18 protein-coding genes and 1 tRNA gene are annotated in these 19056 nt (G+C 70.1%); 9 read left to right on the top strand and 10 right to left on the bottom strand.

Going from position 1 to position 19056, the window contains the following annotated elements; all coding sequences use genetic code 11:
• Positions 1-7 precede the first annotated feature (7 nt).
• The 4 genes from AB4078_RS05035 to AB4078_RS05020 form a co-directional block, all read right to left on the bottom strand.
• Positions 8-1045 (bottom strand): glycosyltransferase family 2 protein, encoded by a 1038-nt coding sequence (locus AB4078_RS05035; RefSeq protein ID WP_441976445.1) that lies wholly within the window; start codon positions 1043-1045, stop codon positions 8-10.
• Between the two features lie 139 nt (positions 1046-1184).
• Complete coding sequence (locus AB4078_RS05030) at positions 1185-1490, bottom strand: hypothetical protein (RefSeq protein ID WP_441976207.1); 306 nt, start codon at positions 1488-1490, stop codon at positions 1185-1187.
• Positions 1491-1591: 101 nt separating this feature from the next.
• Positions 1592-2590, bottom strand: a complete 999-nt coding sequence (locus AB4078_RS05025) for a hypothetical protein (protein ID WP_441976206.1) — start codon at positions 2588-2590, stop codon at positions 1592-1594.
• 98 nt (positions 2591-2688) lie between these two features.
• The gene (locus AB4078_RS05020) at positions 2689-3381 is read right to left on the bottom strand and encodes an NTP transferase domain-containing protein (RefSeq protein WP_440734504.1); all 693 of its coding nucleotides are present in this window, start codon (positions 3379-3381) and stop codon (positions 2689-2691) included.
• A 240-nt stretch (positions 3382-3621) separates the two neighbouring features.
• Here AB4078_RS05020 and AB4078_RS05015 point away from each other — a divergent pair, with 240 nt between their 5' ends.
• From AB4078_RS05015 to AB4078_RS05005, 3 genes are all read left to right on the top strand, one after another.
• A complete protein-coding gene (locus AB4078_RS05015; protein WP_441976205.1) occupies positions 3622-5478 on the top strand; it encodes an ABC transporter ATP-binding protein in 1857 nt (618 codons plus the stop codon).
• Between the two features lie 5 nt (positions 5479-5483).
• Entirely contained in the window at positions 5484-7022 is a 1539-nt protein-coding gene (locus AB4078_RS05010) for a hypothetical protein (RefSeq protein ID WP_441976204.1), read from the top strand.
• Positions 7023-7097: 75 nt separating this feature from the next.
• The gene (locus tag AB4078_RS05005) at positions 7098-7364 is read left to right on the top strand and encodes a DUF3039 domain-containing protein (protein ID WP_045272272.1); all 267 of its coding nucleotides are present in this window, start codon (positions 7098-7100) and stop codon (positions 7362-7364) included.
• Between the two features lie 3 nt (positions 7365-7367).
• Here AB4078_RS05005 and AB4078_RS05000 read toward each other — a convergent pair whose 3' ends face one another.
• The gene (locus AB4078_RS05000) at positions 7368-8690 is read right to left on the bottom strand and encodes a nicotinate phosphoribosyltransferase (protein ID WP_441976203.1); all 1323 of its coding nucleotides are present in this window, start codon (positions 8688-8690) and stop codon (positions 7368-7370) included.
• 64 nt (positions 8691-8754) lie between these two features.
• Between AB4078_RS05000 and murI the strand changes: the two genes are divergently transcribed.
• The 5 genes from murI (at position 8755) to AB4078_RS04975 (ending at position 12804) form a co-directional block, all read left to right on the top strand.
• Positions 8755-9588, top strand: a complete 834-nt coding sequence (murI, locus tag AB4078_RS04995) for a glutamate racemase (RefSeq protein ID WP_441976202.1) — start codon at positions 8755-8757, stop codon at positions 9586-9588.
• Positions 9585-10346 (top strand): ribonuclease PH, encoded by a 762-nt coding sequence (gene rph / locus AB4078_RS04990; RefSeq protein ID WP_441976201.1) that lies wholly within the window; start codon positions 9585-9587, stop codon positions 10344-10346. The genes murI and rph overlap by 4 nt, the downstream gene beginning before the upstream one ends.
• Positions 10343-10933 carry an RdgB/HAM1 family non-canonical purine NTP pyrophosphatase gene (gene rdgB / locus AB4078_RS04985; protein WP_440734498.1) on the top strand — a complete coding sequence of 197 codons (591 nt, stop codon included), beginning with the start codon at positions 10343-10345 and terminating at the stop codon, positions 10931-10933. The genes rph and rdgB overlap by 4 nt, the downstream gene beginning before the upstream one ends.
• A 54-nt stretch (positions 10934-10987) precedes the next feature.
• Entirely contained in the window at positions 10988-11776 is a 789-nt protein-coding gene (locus AB4078_RS04980; protein ID WP_441976200.1) for an alpha/beta fold hydrolase, read from the top strand.
• Positions 11777-11871: 95 nt separating this feature from the next.
• A complete protein-coding gene (locus AB4078_RS04975; RefSeq protein ID WP_441976199.1) occupies positions 11872-12804 on the top strand; it encodes a cation diffusion facilitator family transporter in 933 nt (310 codons plus the stop codon).
• Between the two features lie 18 nt (positions 12805-12822).
• On the opposite strand, the gene ligD is transcribed toward AB4078_RS04975, so the two are convergent.
• The gene (ligD, locus tag AB4078_RS04970; RefSeq protein ID WP_441976198.1) at positions 12823-14832 is read right to left on the bottom strand and encodes a non-homologous end-joining DNA ligase; all 2010 of its coding nucleotides are present in this window, start codon (positions 14830-14832) and stop codon (positions 12823-12825) included.
• 46 nt (positions 14833-14878) lie between these two features.
• Between ligD and ku the strand changes: the two genes are divergently transcribed.
• Positions 14879-15715 carry a non-homologous end joining protein Ku gene (gene ku / locus AB4078_RS04965; RefSeq protein ID WP_441976197.1) on the top strand — a complete coding sequence of 279 codons (837 nt, stop codon included), beginning with the start codon at positions 14879-14881 and terminating at the stop codon, positions 15713-15715.
• 7 nt (positions 15716-15722) lie between these two features.
• On the opposite strand, the gene AB4078_RS04960 is transcribed toward ku, so the two are convergent.
• The 4 genes from AB4078_RS04960 to AB4078_RS04945 form a co-directional block, all read right to left on the bottom strand.
• Positions 15723-16409: a DedA family protein gene (locus tag AB4078_RS04960; protein WP_441976196.1), complete on the bottom strand. Its 687-nt coding sequence runs from the start codon at positions 16407-16409 to the stop codon at positions 15723-15725.
• A gap of 309 nt (positions 16410-16718) precedes the next feature.
• Positions 16719-16800, bottom strand: a tRNA-Leu gene (locus AB4078_RS04955).
• A 48-nt stretch (positions 16801-16848) separates the two neighbouring features.
• Positions 16849-17700: an aldo/keto reductase gene (locus tag AB4078_RS04950; protein ID WP_441976195.1), complete on the bottom strand. Its 852-nt coding sequence runs from the start codon at positions 17698-17700 to the stop codon at positions 16849-16851.
• Between the two features lie 49 nt (positions 17701-17749).
• A complete protein-coding gene (locus AB4078_RS04945; protein ID WP_441976194.1) occupies positions 17750-18961 on the bottom strand; it encodes an MFS transporter in 1212 nt (403 codons plus the stop codon).
• Between the last annotated feature and the right edge of the window lie 95 nt (positions 18962-19056).

The raw sequence follows: 19056 nt of genomic DNA, 5'->3' as shown, positions 1-19056 counted from the left end.
ACGCCGGTCATGGCAGCGGGGTGTTCCGCGACCCGAGCCGTGAGGTGTCGACGGTGTCGTGCGCGCCGCGCAGCACCCCCATCAGGAAGCCCAGTCCCCAGGAGAGGTGCATGGTCGGCAGTACCGCGAGGGTCCACAGCCGCTCCCGCGGGCTGCGGGGCGGATCGTGGGGGCGTGCGGGAGTGAGAGCCATTGCGATGACGAGCAGCGCATACGCGACGAGCGGCAGATACACCGCGGACGCGATGACCGAGCCGATGCCCGCGAGCACCCCGGTCACCTGCAGCACGCCGACGACGACCGCGAGCACCAGGAGCACGAGCAGCGCGGGCGGGGCGAAGAAGCGCACGCCGTTGCTGCGGCCGTAGCGCCGCACCAGCTCGCCGCGCCACGCGCCTGTGGAGCGGAACTGGCGAGCGAGCCGGATCCAGCTCTCCCGCGGCCAGTAGGTCACCGCGAGCTGCGGATCGAACCACACCGTGTGACCGGCCTGACGGATCCGGAGATTCAGCTCCCAGTCCTCGCCGCGCCGGATGGACTCGTCGAACAGTCCGACCTCGTCGAGGACGGCGCGGCGCATGACACCCAGGTACGCGGACTCCGCCCTGCCCTCCCTGGTGCCGCCGTGATAGCTGCCGCCGCCGAGACCCACCGGTGAGTTGTAGGCGCGGGCGACGGCGGCCTGGAACGGGGTGCGTCCGTCAGCGCGCATCACGCCGCCGACGTTCGCCGCGCCGGTGCGCTCGAGGGTGTCCAGGGCGCGCGCCGCGTATCCGGAGGAGAGCTCGGAGTGCGCGTCCACGCGGATGATCGTCGGATACCTGCTGGCGCGGATCGCGGCGTTCAGTCCGACCGGGATGTCCGCGGCGGGGTTGTGCACGATCCGGAGCCGTGGCTCGCGCGCGGCCATGCGCTCGGCGAGTTCGGTGGTGCCGTCGGAGGAGGGGCCCAGTGCCAGCACGAGCTCGGTCGGCCCGTCCACGTCCTGAGCGAGCACCGACGCGACGGCGTGCTCGAGGTAGGCGCGTTCATTGAGGACCGGCATCACGAACGACACGCCTGCGCCGGACAGCGGGGCGCCCGCGTCGGAGGGGGGCTCGCGAAGGGTCACTCGTCGATCCTTTCATGTCGGACTGCGAGATCAGCGGGAGCGGCGTCCGGGCGCGGCGGATTGTCGGTTCGGCTCAGACGACGAATCGCCAGATGTACTCGTGCCCGTCCTCAGGGCGGAACCAGGCGAGCGTGACGACGACGTCGTCGACGTCGGTGTCGCATAAGCACACCTCCATCTGCTCGCCGTGCTCGACGTGTCCCCACATGAGCGTGCGCCCCGGATCGCGCGAGGTGCGGGCGAAGACCCGGGCGAACTGCACCGTCGCACCCCTGTTCGTCACCATCGGGTGCGTGCGGTCGCGACGATCGACGTGCCACGGCACGGGATACGACGGCTGGGGGAGAGGCGGCTGCGGAGGGTCGGCGGAACGGTTCATGGCGTCACGCTAAGAGCAGGCGCCGACGAAGAATCGTCCTCTCGCCTCGCGATCACCTGGACGGTGCAGACTTCGTCCGAGCACGCGACTGTGCGGATCGATCAGACGTCCCGGTCCGGATCCGTCGGGTGCAGTTCGGACCCCGGCGCCTCGGGGGCCGAGATCGGCGCGGGCTTGCGGTGCAGCGATTCCACGGCCTTGCGGCCGACGAACCCGACGCCGCGCGCGGCGCCGCCGGCGGCTCCGACCACGGCCGATCCCGCCAGCTGAGCGCCACGGGCGATCCGACGTTCGATGCGCTGCGCACCCGGCACCGGTTCGAGTTCTGCCGGCAGCACCTGCGGCGGAAGCCCGAAAGCGCGATGCGAACTGGCGAGCACCCGGCGGCCGAGCACGTGGTTCCCTGCGCCGCCGATCACCGCGCCGACGCCGAACGGCAGTGCCTTGCCGATCAGTGACGCGCCGCCCATGCCGGCGAACTGCTTGATGAGCATGCTCTTCAGTCGGTCAGCGAGCGGCCCCACGGCGGCACGCGGCAGGGACTTCGTCACCAGCTCGCCCCAATAGGCGGGCCGGCCCACCCCTTTGCCGCCGGCCTGGCCGGCGAGCTGGCGGATCAGATCCACCCCCTCCTTGCCGAGCATGAGGGTCATCACGAGAGCCCTGGCGCGGTCCGGGTTCGTCACCGTGATGCCGTGCACCTCGGCGATCGACTGTGCGAACAGCGCCGTCGTCTCGACGAAGCCCGCCGTCTCGACACCGGACAGCGCAAGGGTCACGCCCGTGCCGATCCCGGGAATCACAGCGGTCGCCCCGACTGCGGCCCCGCCGGTCGTGACAGCCGCGAGGTAGCGTCGCTCCAGCAGCGTGATGATCTGTGCCGGAGTCGCATCCGGGTGGCGCAGACGGATGCTGCGGATGTGCGCGAGCACGAGCGGGCGCTGCACGGCCAGGACACGGTCGAGGCCGCGGATGTGCGCCGGGTGCTCTGAGGACCCGGCCGGAGGGAGGCCGCCGGCCCACGGCGCGTCATCCGGCAGGGAGTGGATCCGATGGATCGTCTTCTCGTCCCTGCCGCCCTTGCCTTCTTTTCGCCCCATGATTCAGAGCCTATGTCGACAGCCCTGCGAGAACGCCCGCAACGCAGAGAGAGCCCGTGCGCGCGAGGGGCGCGGCACGGGCTCTCCGGGTAGGAACGTCAGACGAAGAGGTTCGCCCGCTCCAGGTCCTCGGCGAAGTCGACCTCGACGGCGTACAGGTCGGAGATGTCCATCGGCTCCAGCAGCAGGCCGTTCTCGACGATCGCGAGCTCGAGTCCGCGCTCGAAGTAGTCCTGGTCGTCCACGCGCTGCAGCTGGCGCATGAACGCCTGCTTGTCGCGCGAGGAGATGTAGTTGATGCCAACGGCCTCGCCGATGCCGCCCTTGACGGTCTTGGAGAGCTCCTTGATGAAGCCCTCGGTGTCGACCGTGTACTTGACCTCTTCGTCGCTCACCTTGGCGGTGTTGACGGTGACGAAGGACTGGTCGCGCTCGATGTAGGCGATCGCGCGGCCCAGGATGCGCGGGTCGAACACGACGTCGCCGTTCATCCAGAGCACGCCCTTTCGCCCCGTGGCGGCGAGGCCGCGCAGGAGGCTCTTGGAGGTGTTGGTCTGGTCGTAGCGCTCGTTGTGCACGTAGTTCACATCGGGGAAGGCCTCGATGATCGTCTCGGCGCGATATCCCACGATGGTCGTGATGCGCACGTCGTCGCCGAAAGCGGCGTGGATGTTGTCGTGCTGCTGCTGCATGATCGAACGCCCGTCGTTGAGCTCGGTCAGCGGCTTCGGGAGGGAGCGCCCGAGGCGCGAGCCCATCCCGGCAGCGAGAATGATGGTCTGAAGAGTCACAGAAATACTCCTGTTACGTGTGTTCACGGTTATGTCACCGATGGGACACTTCCTCGTGCCGAAGATCATGGTATCGATCTGCCCTGAGTGCTTCATGGGCAGAGGGGGTGCGATGCCATTCCGTTACCGACTGCTCGGTTCATTCCCAGGTTCATCGTGGGCGACATCCTGTGCGTCGGATCCCGTCACTTCGGGTCGTCGGCCCTTTGCGCATCATCGTCGGTTGCTACCGTGAAGGGCATGACCGGAGCTCCCAACGACCCTCGCGCGCCCAAGGATTCCTCTCCTCCTGCAAAGCCTCGCCGCCCCGCGTCCGGCGGCGCCAGAGCGACGACGGCGCAGACGGCGCGGGTGAAGGCCGAAACCCAGGCGGCAGCGGCGCGTTCCGCGGCCGCGAAGCGCACGGCGGCCCGGACGAGTGCCGCGCGCGCCGCGGCCGCGAAGGCTGCGGCGGAGAAGGCGGGCGCGGCGAAGGCGGAGGCCGCCGCCGAGGAGGCGAAGGAGTCTGCGGCCAAGGTCGCCGCGGTCAAGGCTGCGACGCCGCGCGCCACGCGCGCGCCGCGCGCCACGGCCAAGGGCTCGACGGCCGCCGGGCGCGCGACCGCTGCGGCGAAGAGCACCGCTGCGGCTGCGGGAACCGAGGCGCCGGGGGACGCCTCGAGCTCGGAGGCCGGTGCCACCACGGCGAAGCGCACGACCGCAAAGCGCGCGACCACGCCGAAGACGACGGCTGCGAAGAGCACGGCCGCGAAGACGACGGCGGCCAGGACCACGGCCGCGCGGACGACGGCGGCGAAGAGCACGGCATCGAAGAGCACGGTATCGAAGGACACAGCCGCGAAGCGCACTCCGCGGGCGAAGGCCGAGGGCGCGGCGCCTACGACCGCACCCGCCGCCCTCGCCGCGCAGTCCGCGGCCTCCGTTGCAGAGGTCGTGAACCCGCCGTCCCCGGCGGAATCGGCGATCGAGACGGAACCGGACCAGCACACGCCCTCCCCGGAAGAGGCCGTGACGGGGCATGATGCTCCTGTGGACACCGAACTGGGGGCGGCCGCGCCGGCCGCGGATTCGGCGCAGGGCGCAATGGGGCCCGACTCACGGCCGGGGACCGACGCCGCATCGGCGGAGATCGTCGACTCCGTGCCCGAACCGACGGACTCGGACGGATCCGCCGAGCCCGAGCCTGAGCCTGAGCCTGAGCCGGCCGACCCCGCGCCCGCGCAGACGACTTCGAGCGAGCCGCCTACGGCTCCGCCTGCAGAAGAAGACGCATCCGCGTGGCAGGACGTCGCGGAAGATGCCGCCGCGGTGTCGGAGAGGCCTGCCGCAGACGTCGACGGACAGGCCCTCGTCGTGCGCGGGCTCGTCAAGCGCTTCGGCGACTCCGTCGCAGTGGCCGGGATCGACCTGACCGTCCCGGCCGGGTCCTTCTACGGCATCGTCGGGCCCAACGGCGCCGGCAAGACCACCACCCTCTCGATCATCGCGGGGCTGCTGCGCCCCGACGAGGGCACGGTGCGGATCAGCGGAATCGATCAGAGTGCGGATCCGGCTGCCGCGAAGAAGGCGCTCGGTGTGCTGCCTGACCGACTGCGCACCTTCGACCGGCTCACCGGACGTCAGCTGCTGCACTACTACGGTCTGCTGCGGGGACTGCCCGCCGACGTCGTCGAGAAGCGCGTGGCAGATCTGGCCAGGGCGTTCGATCTCACCGGTGCGCTCAGCCGCGTGGTCTCCGACTACTCCGCCGGTATGACGAAGAAGATCATGCTCGCCGGCGCGATGATCCACTCGCCGCGCGTGCTGGTGCTGGATGAGCCGTTCGAGTCGGTGGATCCGGTCTCCTCCGGTGTGATCCTGGACATCCTGCGCGCCTACGTCGCACACGGCGGCACCGTCGTCCTCTCCAGCCACGGCATGGATCTGGTCGAGCAGGTGTGCGCGCGGATCGCGATCATCGTCGGCGGCGAAGTGCTCGCCGAGGGCACGGTCGACGAGGTGCGCGCGGGGCAGACCCTCGAACAGCGCTTCGTGGAGCTCTCCGGCGCGGCCTCCGAAGTGGAGGGGCTGGAGTGGTTGCACACGTTTTCCGACTGAGACTGATGCTGGCGCTCGGCGCGCTGCGCGGCGACCGCAGCCGAGTGACCCGCACCATCCTGGCGCTGCTGCTCACCGCCGCGGCGACGACCGTGTCGGTCATCGCGATCCGCAGTCTTGCGCACACCTCCGAGGCCGCCGCGCACACGGTGATCGTGCTGGGCAGCTCGGCGGTGGTGCTGGGGTTCTTCGTGGCGCCGATCCTGGCGGGGTCCGTGGACCAGCTGGATCCGCGCCGCTTCGTGGTGTTCGGGGTCGATGAGCGCCGGCTTCCGCTCGTGCTCACCCTCGCCGCCTTCGTGAGCGTGCCGAGTCTGGCGCTGCTCGTGATCCAGGTGGCTGTGGTGATCGTCGCGATCTCGTTCGGAGCGCCCTGGGTCGTCGCGGTGCTCTCCGCGCTGCTGACGTTCGTCACGGCGGTGCTCGCAGCGCGCGTCGGGATGGCGCTCAGCGCGCGACTTCTGCCGGAGCGGCGCTCTCGCGAACTCACTGCGCTGTTCGCGCTCGCGGTGATCGTGATCGCGGTGCCGGTGTGCGTGTTCGTGGCCTCACTCGGCTGGGCTGGGGCGGTTCCCCCGGTCCTGCATGCCGTGGCCGGGGTGCTGGGCGTCACGCCGCTCGGCGCGTCTGCGGCGCTCCCGTTCCTCGCCGCATCGGGGCAGGCGGGTGCCGCGTGGGCGGCGGCCGTCATCGCGGTGCTGACGGCTGCGGTCGTCACGGCCGGGTGGCTGATGCTCGCCCGGCGCGCGCTGAGCACGACAGAGCGGCCGACAGCGGTGCGCGAGCGCCCGGGCCTCGGCTGGTTCGGGTTGCTGCCGTCGAATGCGTTCGGCGCCGTGGCGGCGCGCAGCCTGGTGTACTGGCTGCGGGACCGCCGCTACATCATGAACTTCGTGATCGTGCCGATCGCCGGCGCGCTCACCGTCGTGCCGCTGCTGGTCGCCGGGGTGCCGGTCGAGATCGCCGCGGCGTTGCCGGTCACGGTGATGGCGCTGTTCTTCGGCTGGCTCCCGCACAACGACGTCGCCTACGACTCCACGGCGTTCTGGATCCACGTGGCGAGCGGCATCAAGGGAGTGCCCGATCGGCTGGGCCGGCTCGTCCCTGTGCTCCTGATCGCAATCCCGACGTTGGCGGTGGCGATCCCCGTCACGCTCGCCGTGATCGGGCGCTGGTCCCTGCTGCCGGCGTTCGTGGGCGTGGTCGCAAGCCTGCTGCTGACCGGCCTTGGGCTGTCGAGCATCCTGTCTGCGGTGGCGCCGTACGCCGTCTCACGCCCGGGCGACAGCCCTTTCCAGCAGCCGCAGCGGGCGCGCGGTGGCGCACTGGGGCAGGCCGGCACGCTGGTCGGCGCCGTCGTGCTCAGTCTCCCGGCGCTTCTGCTGGCGTGGCCGGCGCTGGTGTCGGACGAGGCCTCCACGGCTCCGGCGCTGTGGACCGGGGGGCTGGTGGGCGTCGCCGTGCTCTTCCTCGGCGTCCAGACCGGCGGGCGTGCGTTCGATCGTCGTGGTGCCCAGCTGATGGAGTTCGTCGAGACGGCGTGAGCGGATCCGTCGGCGCTGCGATCGGATGCACGTGATCACGCGCCCACCCGGCCTCACGCGATTAGACTCGCGGTCATGAGTACCCCGCTGGATGCCCCGGACCAGGGCGGCGTCGCCACCCTCGATCGCGAACTCGAGCAGCTCCTCAACGAGGAACTGCAGGAGCCGGGAGACCACGAGCGGTTCTCCCATTACGTCAAGAAGGAGAAGATCCTCGAGTCTGCGCTCACCGGCAAGCCCGTGCGGGCGCTGTGCGGCAAGAAGTGGACTCCGGGACGGGACCCGGAGAAGTTCCCGGTCTGCCCGACCTGCAAGGAGATCTACGAGTCGATGGTCGGCTGACTCTCAGGCCACGTCGACGAACTCGGTCGGGATCGCCGGATCCGACTTGCTGAGCGCGAGGGCGCGCACCGGCAGTTCCTCGCGCACCCTGAGGTGGTGCTCCCGCGCGGTGACCGTGCCGGCCGGACCCTCGAAGGCCGAGTCGATCTCACCGCCCTCGACGAGGGGCACCTGAAGCGCCCGCCCGTCGGGGTGCTCCGCGGCTCCGAGCTCCTCGAAACCGTCGGCGACGAGCACGGTCTCCGACTGCGCGACGCCGTCCGCGAGGATCCGGAACGCCGCCTTGCGCCCGCCCTTCGAGGCCTTGTCCGCCGATGCCTTGGCCACGGCGACCCAGCCGCCGTCGGATCCCTGCCGCGCCACGAGCTTGTAGACCATGCTCGCGGTGGGGTAGCCGGATCCTGTGACCACCGAGGTACCCACGCCGTAGGCATCCACCGGCGACGCGGCGAGGGCGGCGATCGCGTACTCGTCGAGGTCGCTGGTCACGGTGATCTTCGTCTCAGTCGCGCCGAGCTCGTCGAGCTGCGCGCGCACCTCGGCGGCCATGATGGGCAGGTCGCCGGAGTCGATGCGAACCCCGCCCAGCCTGGTGCCCGCCACGCGGATGGCCGTCTCCACGCCCTGGCGGATGTCGTAGGTGTCCACGAGCAGTGTGGTGCCGGTTCCGAGCGCCGCGATCTGCGCTCGGAACGCGTCCTCCTCGCTGTCGTGCAGCAGCGTCCACGAGTGCGCCGCGGTACCCATCGTGGGGATGCCCCAGGAGCGGCCCGCCTCGAGGTTGCTGGTGGCGCCGAATCCGGCGATGAATGCGGCGCGGGCTGCGGCGACCGCAGAATCCTCAGCCGCGCGGCGCGACCCCATCTCGGCGAGGGGGCGCTCTCCGGCGGCGATGCTCATGCGGCTTGCCGCCGTGGCGACCGCCGAGTCGTGGTTGAGCACGCTGAGCGCCAGGGTCTCCAGGATCACGGCGTCGGCGAAGGTGCCCTCGACAGTGAGGATGGGGGATCCGGGGAAGTACAGCTCGCCCTCGCGGTAGCCGCGGATCGTCCCAGTGAACCGGTAGCCCTCGAGGTAGCGCAGAGCGTCGGCGTCGACGACCTTCGCGTCGCGCAGGTAGCGCAGCTCGTCGTCGCCGAAGCGGAAGTCGCGCAGCAGCGAGAGCAGGCGGCCGGTGCCGGCGACCACGCCGAATCGGCGCCCCCCGGACAGTCGCCGTGAGAACAGCTCGAACACGCTCTGCCGCGCGGCGGTGCCGTCGCGCAGCGCGGCCTCCAGCATCGTGAGCTCATAGCGATCGGTCTTGAGGGCGCTGGACGCGGTCATGATCGACAGCATAGGACGCACACCGCACGGGACCGCGCGGATCCGGCGACTAGGCTGGAGCATCATGAACGACGCGCCGATCGGGATCTTCGACTCCGGGGTCGGCGGTCTCACCGTCGCCCGGGCGATCAGGGCGCAGCTGCCCCGGGAATCCTTCGTCTACATCGGCGACACCGCGCACTCGCCCTACGGGCCGAAGCCCATCGCCGACGTGCGCCGCTATGCGCTCGAGGTGCTCGACACGCTCGTCGACCAGGGTGTGAAGATGCTCGTGATCGCCTGCAACACGGCGTCCTCGGCGATGCTGCGAGACGCCCGCGAGCGCTACGACCTGCCCGTCGTCGAGGTGATCGGCCCGGCCGTGCGCCGGGCGATCTCGACCACGCGCAATGGTCGGATCGGCGTGATCGGCACCGTCGGCACGATCGGATCCCGCGCCTATCAGGACATGCTCGAGGTGAATGAGAACCTCGCGGTGTTCACCGCCGCCTGCCCCCGGTTCGTCGAATTCGTCGAGGCGGGCATCACCGACACCCCGGAAGTGCTCCGGGTCGCCGAGGAGTACCTGGCGCCGCTGCGCGACGCTGACGTGGACACCCTCGTGCTCGGCTGCACGCACTACCCGTTCCTCCGTGGTGCGATCGGCTACGTCATGGCGGAGGGGGTCTCGCTCGTCTCCAGCGACGATGAGACCGCGGGCGACGTGTACCGCCAGCTCGTCCGCGGCGACCTGCTCGCCCCCGCCGATGCGCACCCCAGCTACGTGTATGAGGCGACCGGAGCCTCCGCCGACGACTTCACCGCTCTCGCCAACCGCCTGATGGGCCAGGAGGTGCGGGGCGTCCGGCTCGTGCAGACCGGCGTCATCGACCTTCCCCACCTCAAGGAGATCCCATGACCATTTCCCCGTCTGACGACGCCACCATCCGCAAGGACGGCCGCACCGTCGACCGGCTCCGGCCCATCACGATCGAACGCGGCTGGAGCGCTCAGGCGGAGGGATCCGCCCTGATCAGCTTCGGCAACACGAAGGTGCTGTGCACGGCGTCGTTCACGAACGGCGTGCCGCGCTGGCTCACCGGCAAAGGCAAGGGCTGGGTCACGGCCGAGTACGCGATGCTGCCGCGGGCCACGAACGAGCGCAACGACCGGGAGAGCGTGAAGGGCCGCATCGGTGGGCGCACGCACGAGATCTCGCGCCTGATCGGCAGGGCACTCCGTGCCGTCGTCGACACCAAGGCTCTCGGTGAGAACACGATCGTGATCGACTGCGACGTGCTGCAGGCCGACGGGGGCACTCGCACCGCGGCGATCACCGGGGCGTACGTCGCCCTCGCCGATGCGATCGAGTGGGGCCGGCGCAAGAAGTTCATCGGACAGAAGGCCCAGGTGCTGCACGATTCCGTCGCCGCGGTGTCGGTCGGCATCATCGACGGCGAGCCCATGCTCGACCTGGCCTACGTCGAGGACGTGCGCGCCGAGACCGACATGAACGTCGTCGTGACCGGGCGCGGACTGTTCGTCGAGGTGCAGGGCACGGCCGAGGGTGCGCCCTTCGACAAGCGCGAGCTCGACACACTGCTCGAGCTCGGCGTGAACGGCTGTGCGGATCTGCGTGACCGCCAACTCGCGGCCCTCGCGGAGGAGCGGGCGTGAGGATCGTCCTCGCGACGCACAACGCCCACAAGGTCACCGAGTTCGGCGGGATCGTCGCGGCCACCCGGCCCGATCTCGAGGTCGTCGGCTACGACGGGCCCGAGCCCGTCGAGGACGGCGTCACCTTCGAGGACAACGCCCTGATCAAGGCCCGTGCGGCCGCCGCGCACACGGGCCTGCCCGCGCTCGCCGACGACTCCGGCATCGCGGTGGACGTGCTGGGTGGTTCGCCCGGAGTCTTCTCCGCCTACTGGGCGGGGCAGCAGAAGGACGACATCGCGAACCGGGAACTGCTGCTGGATCAGCTCCGCGACATCGCGGATCCGCACCGTGCCGCGCACTACGTCAGCGTCATCGCGCTGGTGCTGCCGGATGGACGCGAGTGGACGGTCCGCGGCGAATGGCCGGGCCGGCTCGCGCACGCGGCCGTCGGCGCCGGCGGCTTCGGCTACGACCCCGTCTTCGTGCCCGAGGGGCAGAGCGGCGCCGAGCGTACGGTCGGTGAGTTCACGGCGGAGGAGAAGCAGGCTCAGTCGCACCGCGCCCGCGCCTTCGTCGCCCTGGTGCCGCTGCTCGCGGAACTCTGACCACCGCGAACCCGACCGTGGACGCCGTCGCGACCCGCGGGTAGCGTCGGCGGCGTGGACTTCGAAGACGGACGATCCCAGAGCCCGGCGCAGCTCTACTACCAGTGGCACGGTCCGGCGGGTGACGGACCGCCGCTGCTGCTCGTGCACGGCGGCGGCTCCACGATCGAAACGAACTGGGGTGCGCTGATCCCCGAGCTCGCCCGTGATCGCCGTCTACTGGCCGTCGAGCTGCAGGGGCACGGGCGCACGCCGACCGGATCCGGTCCCGCTTCATTCGAGCGCTCGGCCGATGACGTCGCGGGGCTCCTCGCCGAACTCGGTACCGGCGCGGTGCAGGTGCTCGGCTTCAGCAACGGCGGGCAGGTCGCTCTGCAGCTGGCGATGCGGCACCCGGCCCTGATCGCGCGGCTGATCGTCGCGTCGGCACCCTTCCAGCGGGACGGCATGATCGACGGGTTCTGGGACGGTCTTGCCTCGGGCGAGTTCGGCGACATGCCCGATGCCTACCGTGAGGCCGATGCGCTCGTCAGCGGGGATCCGGCGCATGCGGAGCGGATGTTCGTCCTGGACCGCGACCTCATGCTGACCGGGTTTCAGGACTTTCCGGGCGAAGGGGTCGCTGCGATCGCCGCGCCGACGCTGATCGTCGCCGGCGATCAGGACGTGATCCGCCGTGATCATGCCGTGGCACTCGCCGATCTGATCCCCGGAGCGCGGCTGCTCATCGTGCCCGGCGGCCACGGCGACTACCTCGGCGAGGTGTTCGCCACGGGCGAGGACCTCGCCCCGCTGCGTCGCACGCTGCCGATGCTGACCGATTTCCTGGACGACGTGTTCTGAGCCGCGCCCGACCGCACGCGCAACTGAGAATCATCCCCATTCCCGACTAGGCGAAAACCCCTCCGACCGGGGGATCCCGGCTCTACCCTGGAGGTATGCACGATCACGCACCCGCCACCGGGATCCGTTCCGCAGGCCATCGACGGCTGCTCGCGATCTCGCTGACGCTGACCTGCGTCATCATGCTCGTGCAGGTGGTCGGTGCGATCCTCAGCGGATCCCTCGCGCTGCTCGCCGACGCGGCGCACATGTTCACGGACGCATCCGCCCTGGTCATCGCGCTCATCGCGAGCGCGGTCGCGGCCCGTCCCGCCGACGATCGGCGCACGTTCGGCTACCAGCGCGCCGAGGTGTTCGGAGCGCTCATCAACGCGATCATCCTGATCCTGCTGTCGGCGTGGGTCGCCTTCGAGGGCGTCACACGGCTCCTGCACCCGACCCAGGTCGAGGTCGCCGGAACGCTCATGCTCATCGTGGCCGCCGTCGGCCTCGTCGCGAACGCGATCTCGATGTGGCTGCTCAGCGCGGCGCAGCGGGAGAGCATCAACGTGCGCGGCGCGTACCTGGAGGTGATGGGGGATCTGATCGGATCCGCGATGGTGATCGTCGCTGCGATCGTCATCATCACGACGGGCTGGATGCCCGCCGACGCGATCGCCTCCCTCGTGATCGCCGCGATGATCATCCCTCGGGCGGTCTCGCTGCTGCGCGAGGTGTTCTCGGTGCTCGCCGAGTCGGCGCCGAAGGGCACGGCCGTGAGCGAGATCCGCCAGCACCTGCTCGACTACCCTGGCGTCACTGGGGTGCACGACGTGCACGTCTGGCAGCTCACCCGCGGTGCGCCCGTCTTCACCGCGCATGTGTCGGTGCAGCCCGCGCTGCTCGTCGGCGGAGGAGCGTCGGCCCTCCTCGTGCAGATGCAGTCCTGCCTCGCCGAGCACTTCGACGTCGAGCACTCCACGTTCCAGATCGAGCCCGATGCGTCTGGTTCGGGCAACGCGGGCGACTGCGAGGCCGTGCACGCCTGACGGCCCTTTCGCGACCGGTCAGGACTCGACGACCACCTCGCCCGGCGACTTGTCCGGACGCAGGCCGCGCCAGCGCGAGTGCCTCAGCACGCCGTCGTCGGTCCAGTTCGCGAACTCGACCTCTCCGACGAGCTCCGGACGCACCCACAGCGCGTCGGACGCATCGGCGACGGGGACGCCGTCCACGGCCGGCGCCGACGTGCGCAGCGCGTCCAGCCGCGTGCCCAGCTCCTGCAGCATGCGATCCGTGAAGCCGGTGCCCACCCTGCCCACGTAGCGCAGGCCCGAGGGCAGCGCGGGGTCGGGGATCGCGAGCAGCAGCGACCCGATACGCCCGGTGCGGTCGCCCTTGCCGGGGCGGATGCCGACGATCACGACCTCCTGCGCGCGGGTGAGCTTGATCTTCAGCCACCGCGGTGAGCGCGCACCCGGGGCGTATGCCGACGCAGGGTCCTTCACGACCACGCCCTCCAGATCGAGCGCGGCGCTCGTGGCCAGGGCCGCATCGACGTCGTCGAACACCGGCGGCACGAGCACCGGCGCGGGCAGGTCGGCGGCGATCTGCTCCAGCAGCTCCCGGCGGTCGCGCAACGGCAGGGCGGTGAGGTCGTGCCCCTCCAGGCGGAGCAGATCGAACAGGTGGTAGCGCACCGGCGTGCGGATGACCTCGCGCTCGATCTCGCGTGCCCGGGTGAGGTGCATCCGATCCTGAAGGCGGTGGAAGCTCGGTCGGCCTGCGGCGTCCAGAGCGACGATCTCCCCGTCGACGACGGCTTCGCCCACGGGGAATCGGGGTGCGCCGTCGGCGGTGAGCTCGGGATAGCGGTCGGTGATGTCGGTGCCGCTGCGCGCTCGCAGCCGGAACCGGCCGTCCGACCAGGTCCCGATCGCGCGGATCCCGTCCCACTTGATCTCGGCCCAGCCCAGTCCGCGGGCCGTGCCCGGTGTGCCGTGGTCGGCGAGCATGGGGGAGTAGCCGGGGACCGGATCATCCGCCGGAGGGACGGAGGAGGCTTCTGGAGCGGTGGCCGTCCCGCCGGCCGCCGGTCCCGTCGAGGAGGCGACGCGCGTGCGGGCTTTCTCGACCGGTCGCCGATCCTGCCGACGCACGGTGAGCGGGGTGTCGGCCGTCGGCGGATGATTCTGAGTGATCACCGTGAACGGATCCAGCCCGCTCTCCGCCCGCTCGAGCACCTCGTCGAACCGCAGCTGCCGGAGATCCGGATCCTCCAGCTCCTCCCAGGTGCGGGGGGCGGCGACCCACGGCTGCGGGCGGCCGCGCAGCGAGTAGGGCGCGATCGTCGTCTTCTTGCCGTTGTTCTGGCTCCAGTCGAGGAACACCTTGCCTGCGCGCAGGGTCTTCGTCATCACGCTCGTCACGAGATCCGGGCGATCCGTCTCGATCGCCCGGGCGAGGGCGTGCGCGAAAGCGGAGATCTCCTCGCTCGTGCGGTCGCCGGGCAGGTGCGCGTAGAGGTGGATGCCCTTGCTGCCGCTTGTGACGGGCACCGGATCCATACCCATGCCGTCGAGGATGCCGCGTGCGATGAGCGCCACCTCGGCGCACTGCGCGAGCGTGACGCCCGGCCCCGGATCCAGGTCGAGTACGAGGCGATCCGGGTTGCCGCGCCCGCCGTCGGGAGCGAAGCGCCACTGCGGGATGTGCAGCTCGATCGCAGCGACCTGCGCCATCCAGACGAGCGTGGCGACCTCGTCGACGAGCGGATAGTCCTTCGCACCGCCGGAGTGCGGGATCTCCTGGCGCGGGATCCACCCGGGGGCGCCCGGTTCGAGCTGCTTGGCGAAGAAGGATCCCTGCGGATCCTCCGCGGTGCCGACGCCCTCCACCCAGCGTTTGCGCGTGACGGGGCGTCCGGCGAGGACCGGCAGCAGCTGCGGGGCGATCCGCGCGTAGTAGTCGATCACCTCGCCCTTGGTGGTGCCGGTGACCGGGTACACGACCTTGTCGAGGTTCGTCACGCGCAGACGCCGCTCGCCGATGCGCGCGAACTGCGGGCCGTCTGCCATGCCGTCAGGCTATCCCGCTGCTGCGGGAGTGGTGTGTACTGGTGCCATGAGGACGATCTGGAAGGGCTCGCTCACCTTCGGCCTGGTCAACGTGCCGGTCAAGGTGTACTCGGCGACGGAGGACCACGACGTCTCGCTGCACCAGGTGCACGACGCGGACGGCGGGCGGATCCGGTACAAGAGGGTGTGCGAGATCTGCGGACAGACCGTCGCCTACTCGGAGATCGACCGGGCCTACCAGGACGAGTCGCAGACCGTGGTGCTGACCAAGGATGACCTGGAGTCGCTGCCCGCCGAGCGCAGCCGGGAGATCGACGTCGTGGAGTTCGTGCCGTCGGACCAGGTGGATCTGCTCACGCTCGACAAGGCGTACTACCTGGAGCCGGATTCCAAGTCGCCAAAGGCCTATGTGCTGCTGCGCAAGACCCTGGAGGCCACGGACCGCACTGCGATCGTGCGTTTCACCCTGCGTCAGAAGACCCGGCTCGCGGCCCTGCGCGTGCGCGGCGATGTGCTCGTGCTGCAGACGCTGCTCTGGGCCGACGAGGTGCGCGAAGCCGACTTTCCCATCCTGCAGGAGGAGGTCACGGTCTCCGACAAGGAGCTCGAACTGTCGGCGTCGCTCGTCGAGGGCTTCTCCGCCGACTTCGACCCGAACGCGTTCGTCGACGAGTACCAGGTCGAACTGCGCACGCTCATCGACGCCAAGATCGAGAAGGGCGAGGCGTTCGAGACGGAAGAGACGTTCGCGCCCGCCGAGAAGGGCGGTGAGGTCATCGACCTCATGGAGGCGCTGCGGGCGAGCGTCGAGAAGTCGAAGGCCGCGCGTGCGGCGGCCTCCGAGAAGGGCGATGCGGACGGAGCCGCCCGCGACGCCGGCTGAGCTCGGCTCAGATCTCCGGCTCGACGGCCGGGATCCCCGCGGCGGACTCCTTCTTCGCCTTGCGGCGCTCGTTGAAGTAGTGCCAGGCGGTGACGGCGAGCGTGAGCGCGACGACGCCGAGCAGGATCACGTCGATGTACTTCGTCACGAGGTCGGCGACCCAGGGGATGTAGGCGATCAGGAAGCCGACGTAGGTGAGGCCGAAGCCCCAGATCAGGGCGCCGATGAGGTTGTACAGGCTGTACTTGCGCCACGGCATGTGCCCGACGCCGGCGGCGACGGGCGCGAAGGTGCGCACGACCGGCACGAAGCGCGCCAGGATCACCGTGAGACCGCCGAAGCGCTCGAAGAAGTGGTTCGTGCGCTCGACGTTCTTGCGGCTGAACAGACCGGACTCCTTGCGCTCGAAGACCGCAGGGCCGCCCTTGTGCCCGATCAGATAGCCGACCTCGCCGCCCAGGAACGCCGCCAGTGCGATCAGCAGGCCAACCGCCCAGATGTCCAGCCCGAAGACGTGGTTGGTGTGGGTCAGCAGGCCCGAGATGATCAACAGCGTGTCGCCCGGAAGCAGGAACCCGATGAGCAGACCTGTCTCGGCGAAGATGATGAACAGCACCACGGCGAGCGCCCAAGGGCCGGCACCGTTGATGATGACGTTCGGGTCGAGCCAGGGGATGAGGGCGGCGTGGTGCACAGGTGAGTCCCGTCCGTGGAGTCGTCGCTGGAGTGTTCGCCGAGATGCCGGCTTCTGTGAAGTCTAGAGCGGGCAGGTCTCGCTCGGCTGGGAGAGCGACGCGCGGAATCGGCGCTGGTGGGGTGACCTCGGGTCACCCCACCAGCAATGCCGTGCGGAAGGTGGGACTTGATTCCCTCTGGGCCCTCTCCACACGTCGCATGCGCGACGCGCGGAGCCTCTGGCCAGTGGGGCCCGGGGTTAAGGGGGCCCCGCTTCGAACGAAAAGCGCTGACGGGACGACCTCCGGCCGCCCCGTCAGCGCTTTCGTGCGGAAGGTGGGACTTGAACCCACACGCCCGGAGGCACAGGAACCTAAATCCTGCGTGTCTGCCAATTTCACCACTCCCGCGGGTGGACCCAGTCTACTGAGGCCGGATCCACCCCATTCCTCTGCCGATCAGCCGTGGAACTCGTGCGGGTGCGGTCCCGTGCGGCGGTCGCGGTCGAGGGCGTCGATCGCGGCGAGCTCGGCGGCGTCGAGGTCGAAGCCGAACACGTCGAAGTTCTCCGCGATGCGGCTCGGCGTCACCGACTTCGGGATGACCACGCGGCCCTGCTGCAGATGCCAGCGCAGCACCACCTGGGCCGGAGTGCGGCCGTGCCGGGCGGCGATGGCCGTGATGGCGGGATCCTGCAGCACCGCGCCCTGGGCGAGCGGGCTCCAGGCCTCCGTGGTCACGCCGGCCGCGGCGTCTGCGGCGATCACTGCGCGGTTCTGGAACGCGGGGTGCAGTTCCACCTGATTGACCGCGGGGACGACGGATCCGGTCTTGAGGATCCGCGCGAGGTGCACGGGCTCGAAGTTCGAGACGCCGATCGCGCGCATCCGGCCGTCGGCGTAGAGCGACTCGAGGCCGCGCCAGGTGCCGGCGTAGTCGCCGTCACCGAGCTCGGGCCAGTGGATCAGGTAGAGGTCGAGGGCGTCCAGGCCCAGCTTCTCGAGGCTCTCGTCGTACGCGCGGAGGGTCGCGTCGTAGCCCTGCTCGGCGTTCCACGCCTTCGAGGTGATGAAGAGCTCGTCGCGGGGGATGCCGGATTCGGCGATCGCGCGGCCGACACCCCGCTCGTTGCCGTAGATCGCCGCGGTGTCGATGCTGCGGTATCCGGTCCGCAGCGCGCTCGCGACGGCGGCCGTGGTCTCGCCGTCCGGGACCTGGAAGACCCCGAAGCCCAGCTGGGGCATGGCCACGCCGTTGTTCAGCGTGATGGTGGTGTTCGGGGTGATGGTGGGAACGGTCATGTCGTTCATCCTTCTGTGCGTGTTGCGAAGAGGGTGTCGTCGGGGGCGGAGCCGGGGATCAGCGCGCCGCGCCCGCGGGGACCGGAGTCGTGGTCGTCGGAGTGTGCGCTGCGCCTGGACGTGCGGTGCCGCGACGGGCGGTGAGCGCGGCGACCACCATCACGACGAGAGCGAGTGCGGTGATGCCGGCGCCGATCCAGATGGGGGAGGTGTATCCGAGGCCCGCGGCGATGCCGACGCCGCCGGCCCAGGCCCCGAGCGCGTTGCCCACGTTGAACGCGCCGATGTTCGCGCCGGATGCGAGCGTCGGGGCCGACGACGCGTATCCCATGATCCGGGACTGCAGCCCGGGTACGGTGCCGAATCCGAACCCGCCCATGAGGAAGAGGGCGACGACGGCGGCCGGACCGCTCGACGCGAAGAGCGCGAATCCGATGAGCACGACGATGAGGGCCGCGACGAAGACGATGAGCGTCACGTCGATGGATCGGTCCGCTGCCTTGCCACCGGCCCAGTTGCCGAGGAAGAGGCCCACGCCGAACAGCACGAGCAGCCACGGCACCATCGTGGAGGCGAAACCGCTGACCTCGGTGAGCGTGTAGGCGATGTAGGTGAACGCGCCGAACATGCCGCCGTACGCGAGCACGGTCACGATGAGCGAGAGCCACACCTGGCCGGAGCGGAAGGCGCCGAGCTCGTCGCGCAGGCGGGTGGGCGGGATGTCGTGCGTCGCCGGCACGAGCAGGGCGATCCCCACGAACGCGACGACCCCGATGATCGCGATCGCCCAGAACGTGGCGCGCCAGCCCAGCTGCTGGCCGAGGAAGGTGCCGAACGGGACGCCGAGCACGTTGGCCGCGGTGAGGCCGGTGAACATGATCGCGATCGCTCCGGCCTTCTTCGCGGCGGGGACGAGCGAGGCGGCCAGAACCGATCCGATGCCGAAGAACGCCCCGTGCGTGAGCGCGGCGATGATGCGGCCCACCATGGCGAGGCCGTAGCCCGGGGCGAGCGCGGTGACCGCGTTGCCGATGATGAAGAGCACGATGAGGCCGAGCAGCACGGGCTTGCGCGGAAGGCGAGTGGTGGCGGCGGTCAGGAACAGCGCGCCGACCACGACGCTCAGCGCGTAGCCGGAGATGAGCCATCCGGCGGCGGCCTCGGTGACGCCGAAGTCGGCGGCCACCTCGGGCAGCAGGCCCATGATGACGAATTCGGTGAGGCCGATTCCGAAGGCGCCGAGGGCGAGGGCGATCAGGCCGAGAGGCATGGGGGAACTCCTGATACAGTGAGATAGTTGCAGACGCGGGTTTTTGCGTCGGTGACCACAATACTTGCACGTGCAAATAGAAAGCGCAAGCAACT

The organism is Microbacterium sp. 2MCAF23, assembly GCF_052115565.1.
Lineage (GTDB): Bacteria > Actinomycetota > Actinomycetes > Actinomycetales > Microbacteriaceae > Microbacterium.
Note: the sequence above shows the minus strand (reverse complement) of the source record. Positions and strands in the feature narration are given on the sequence as shown.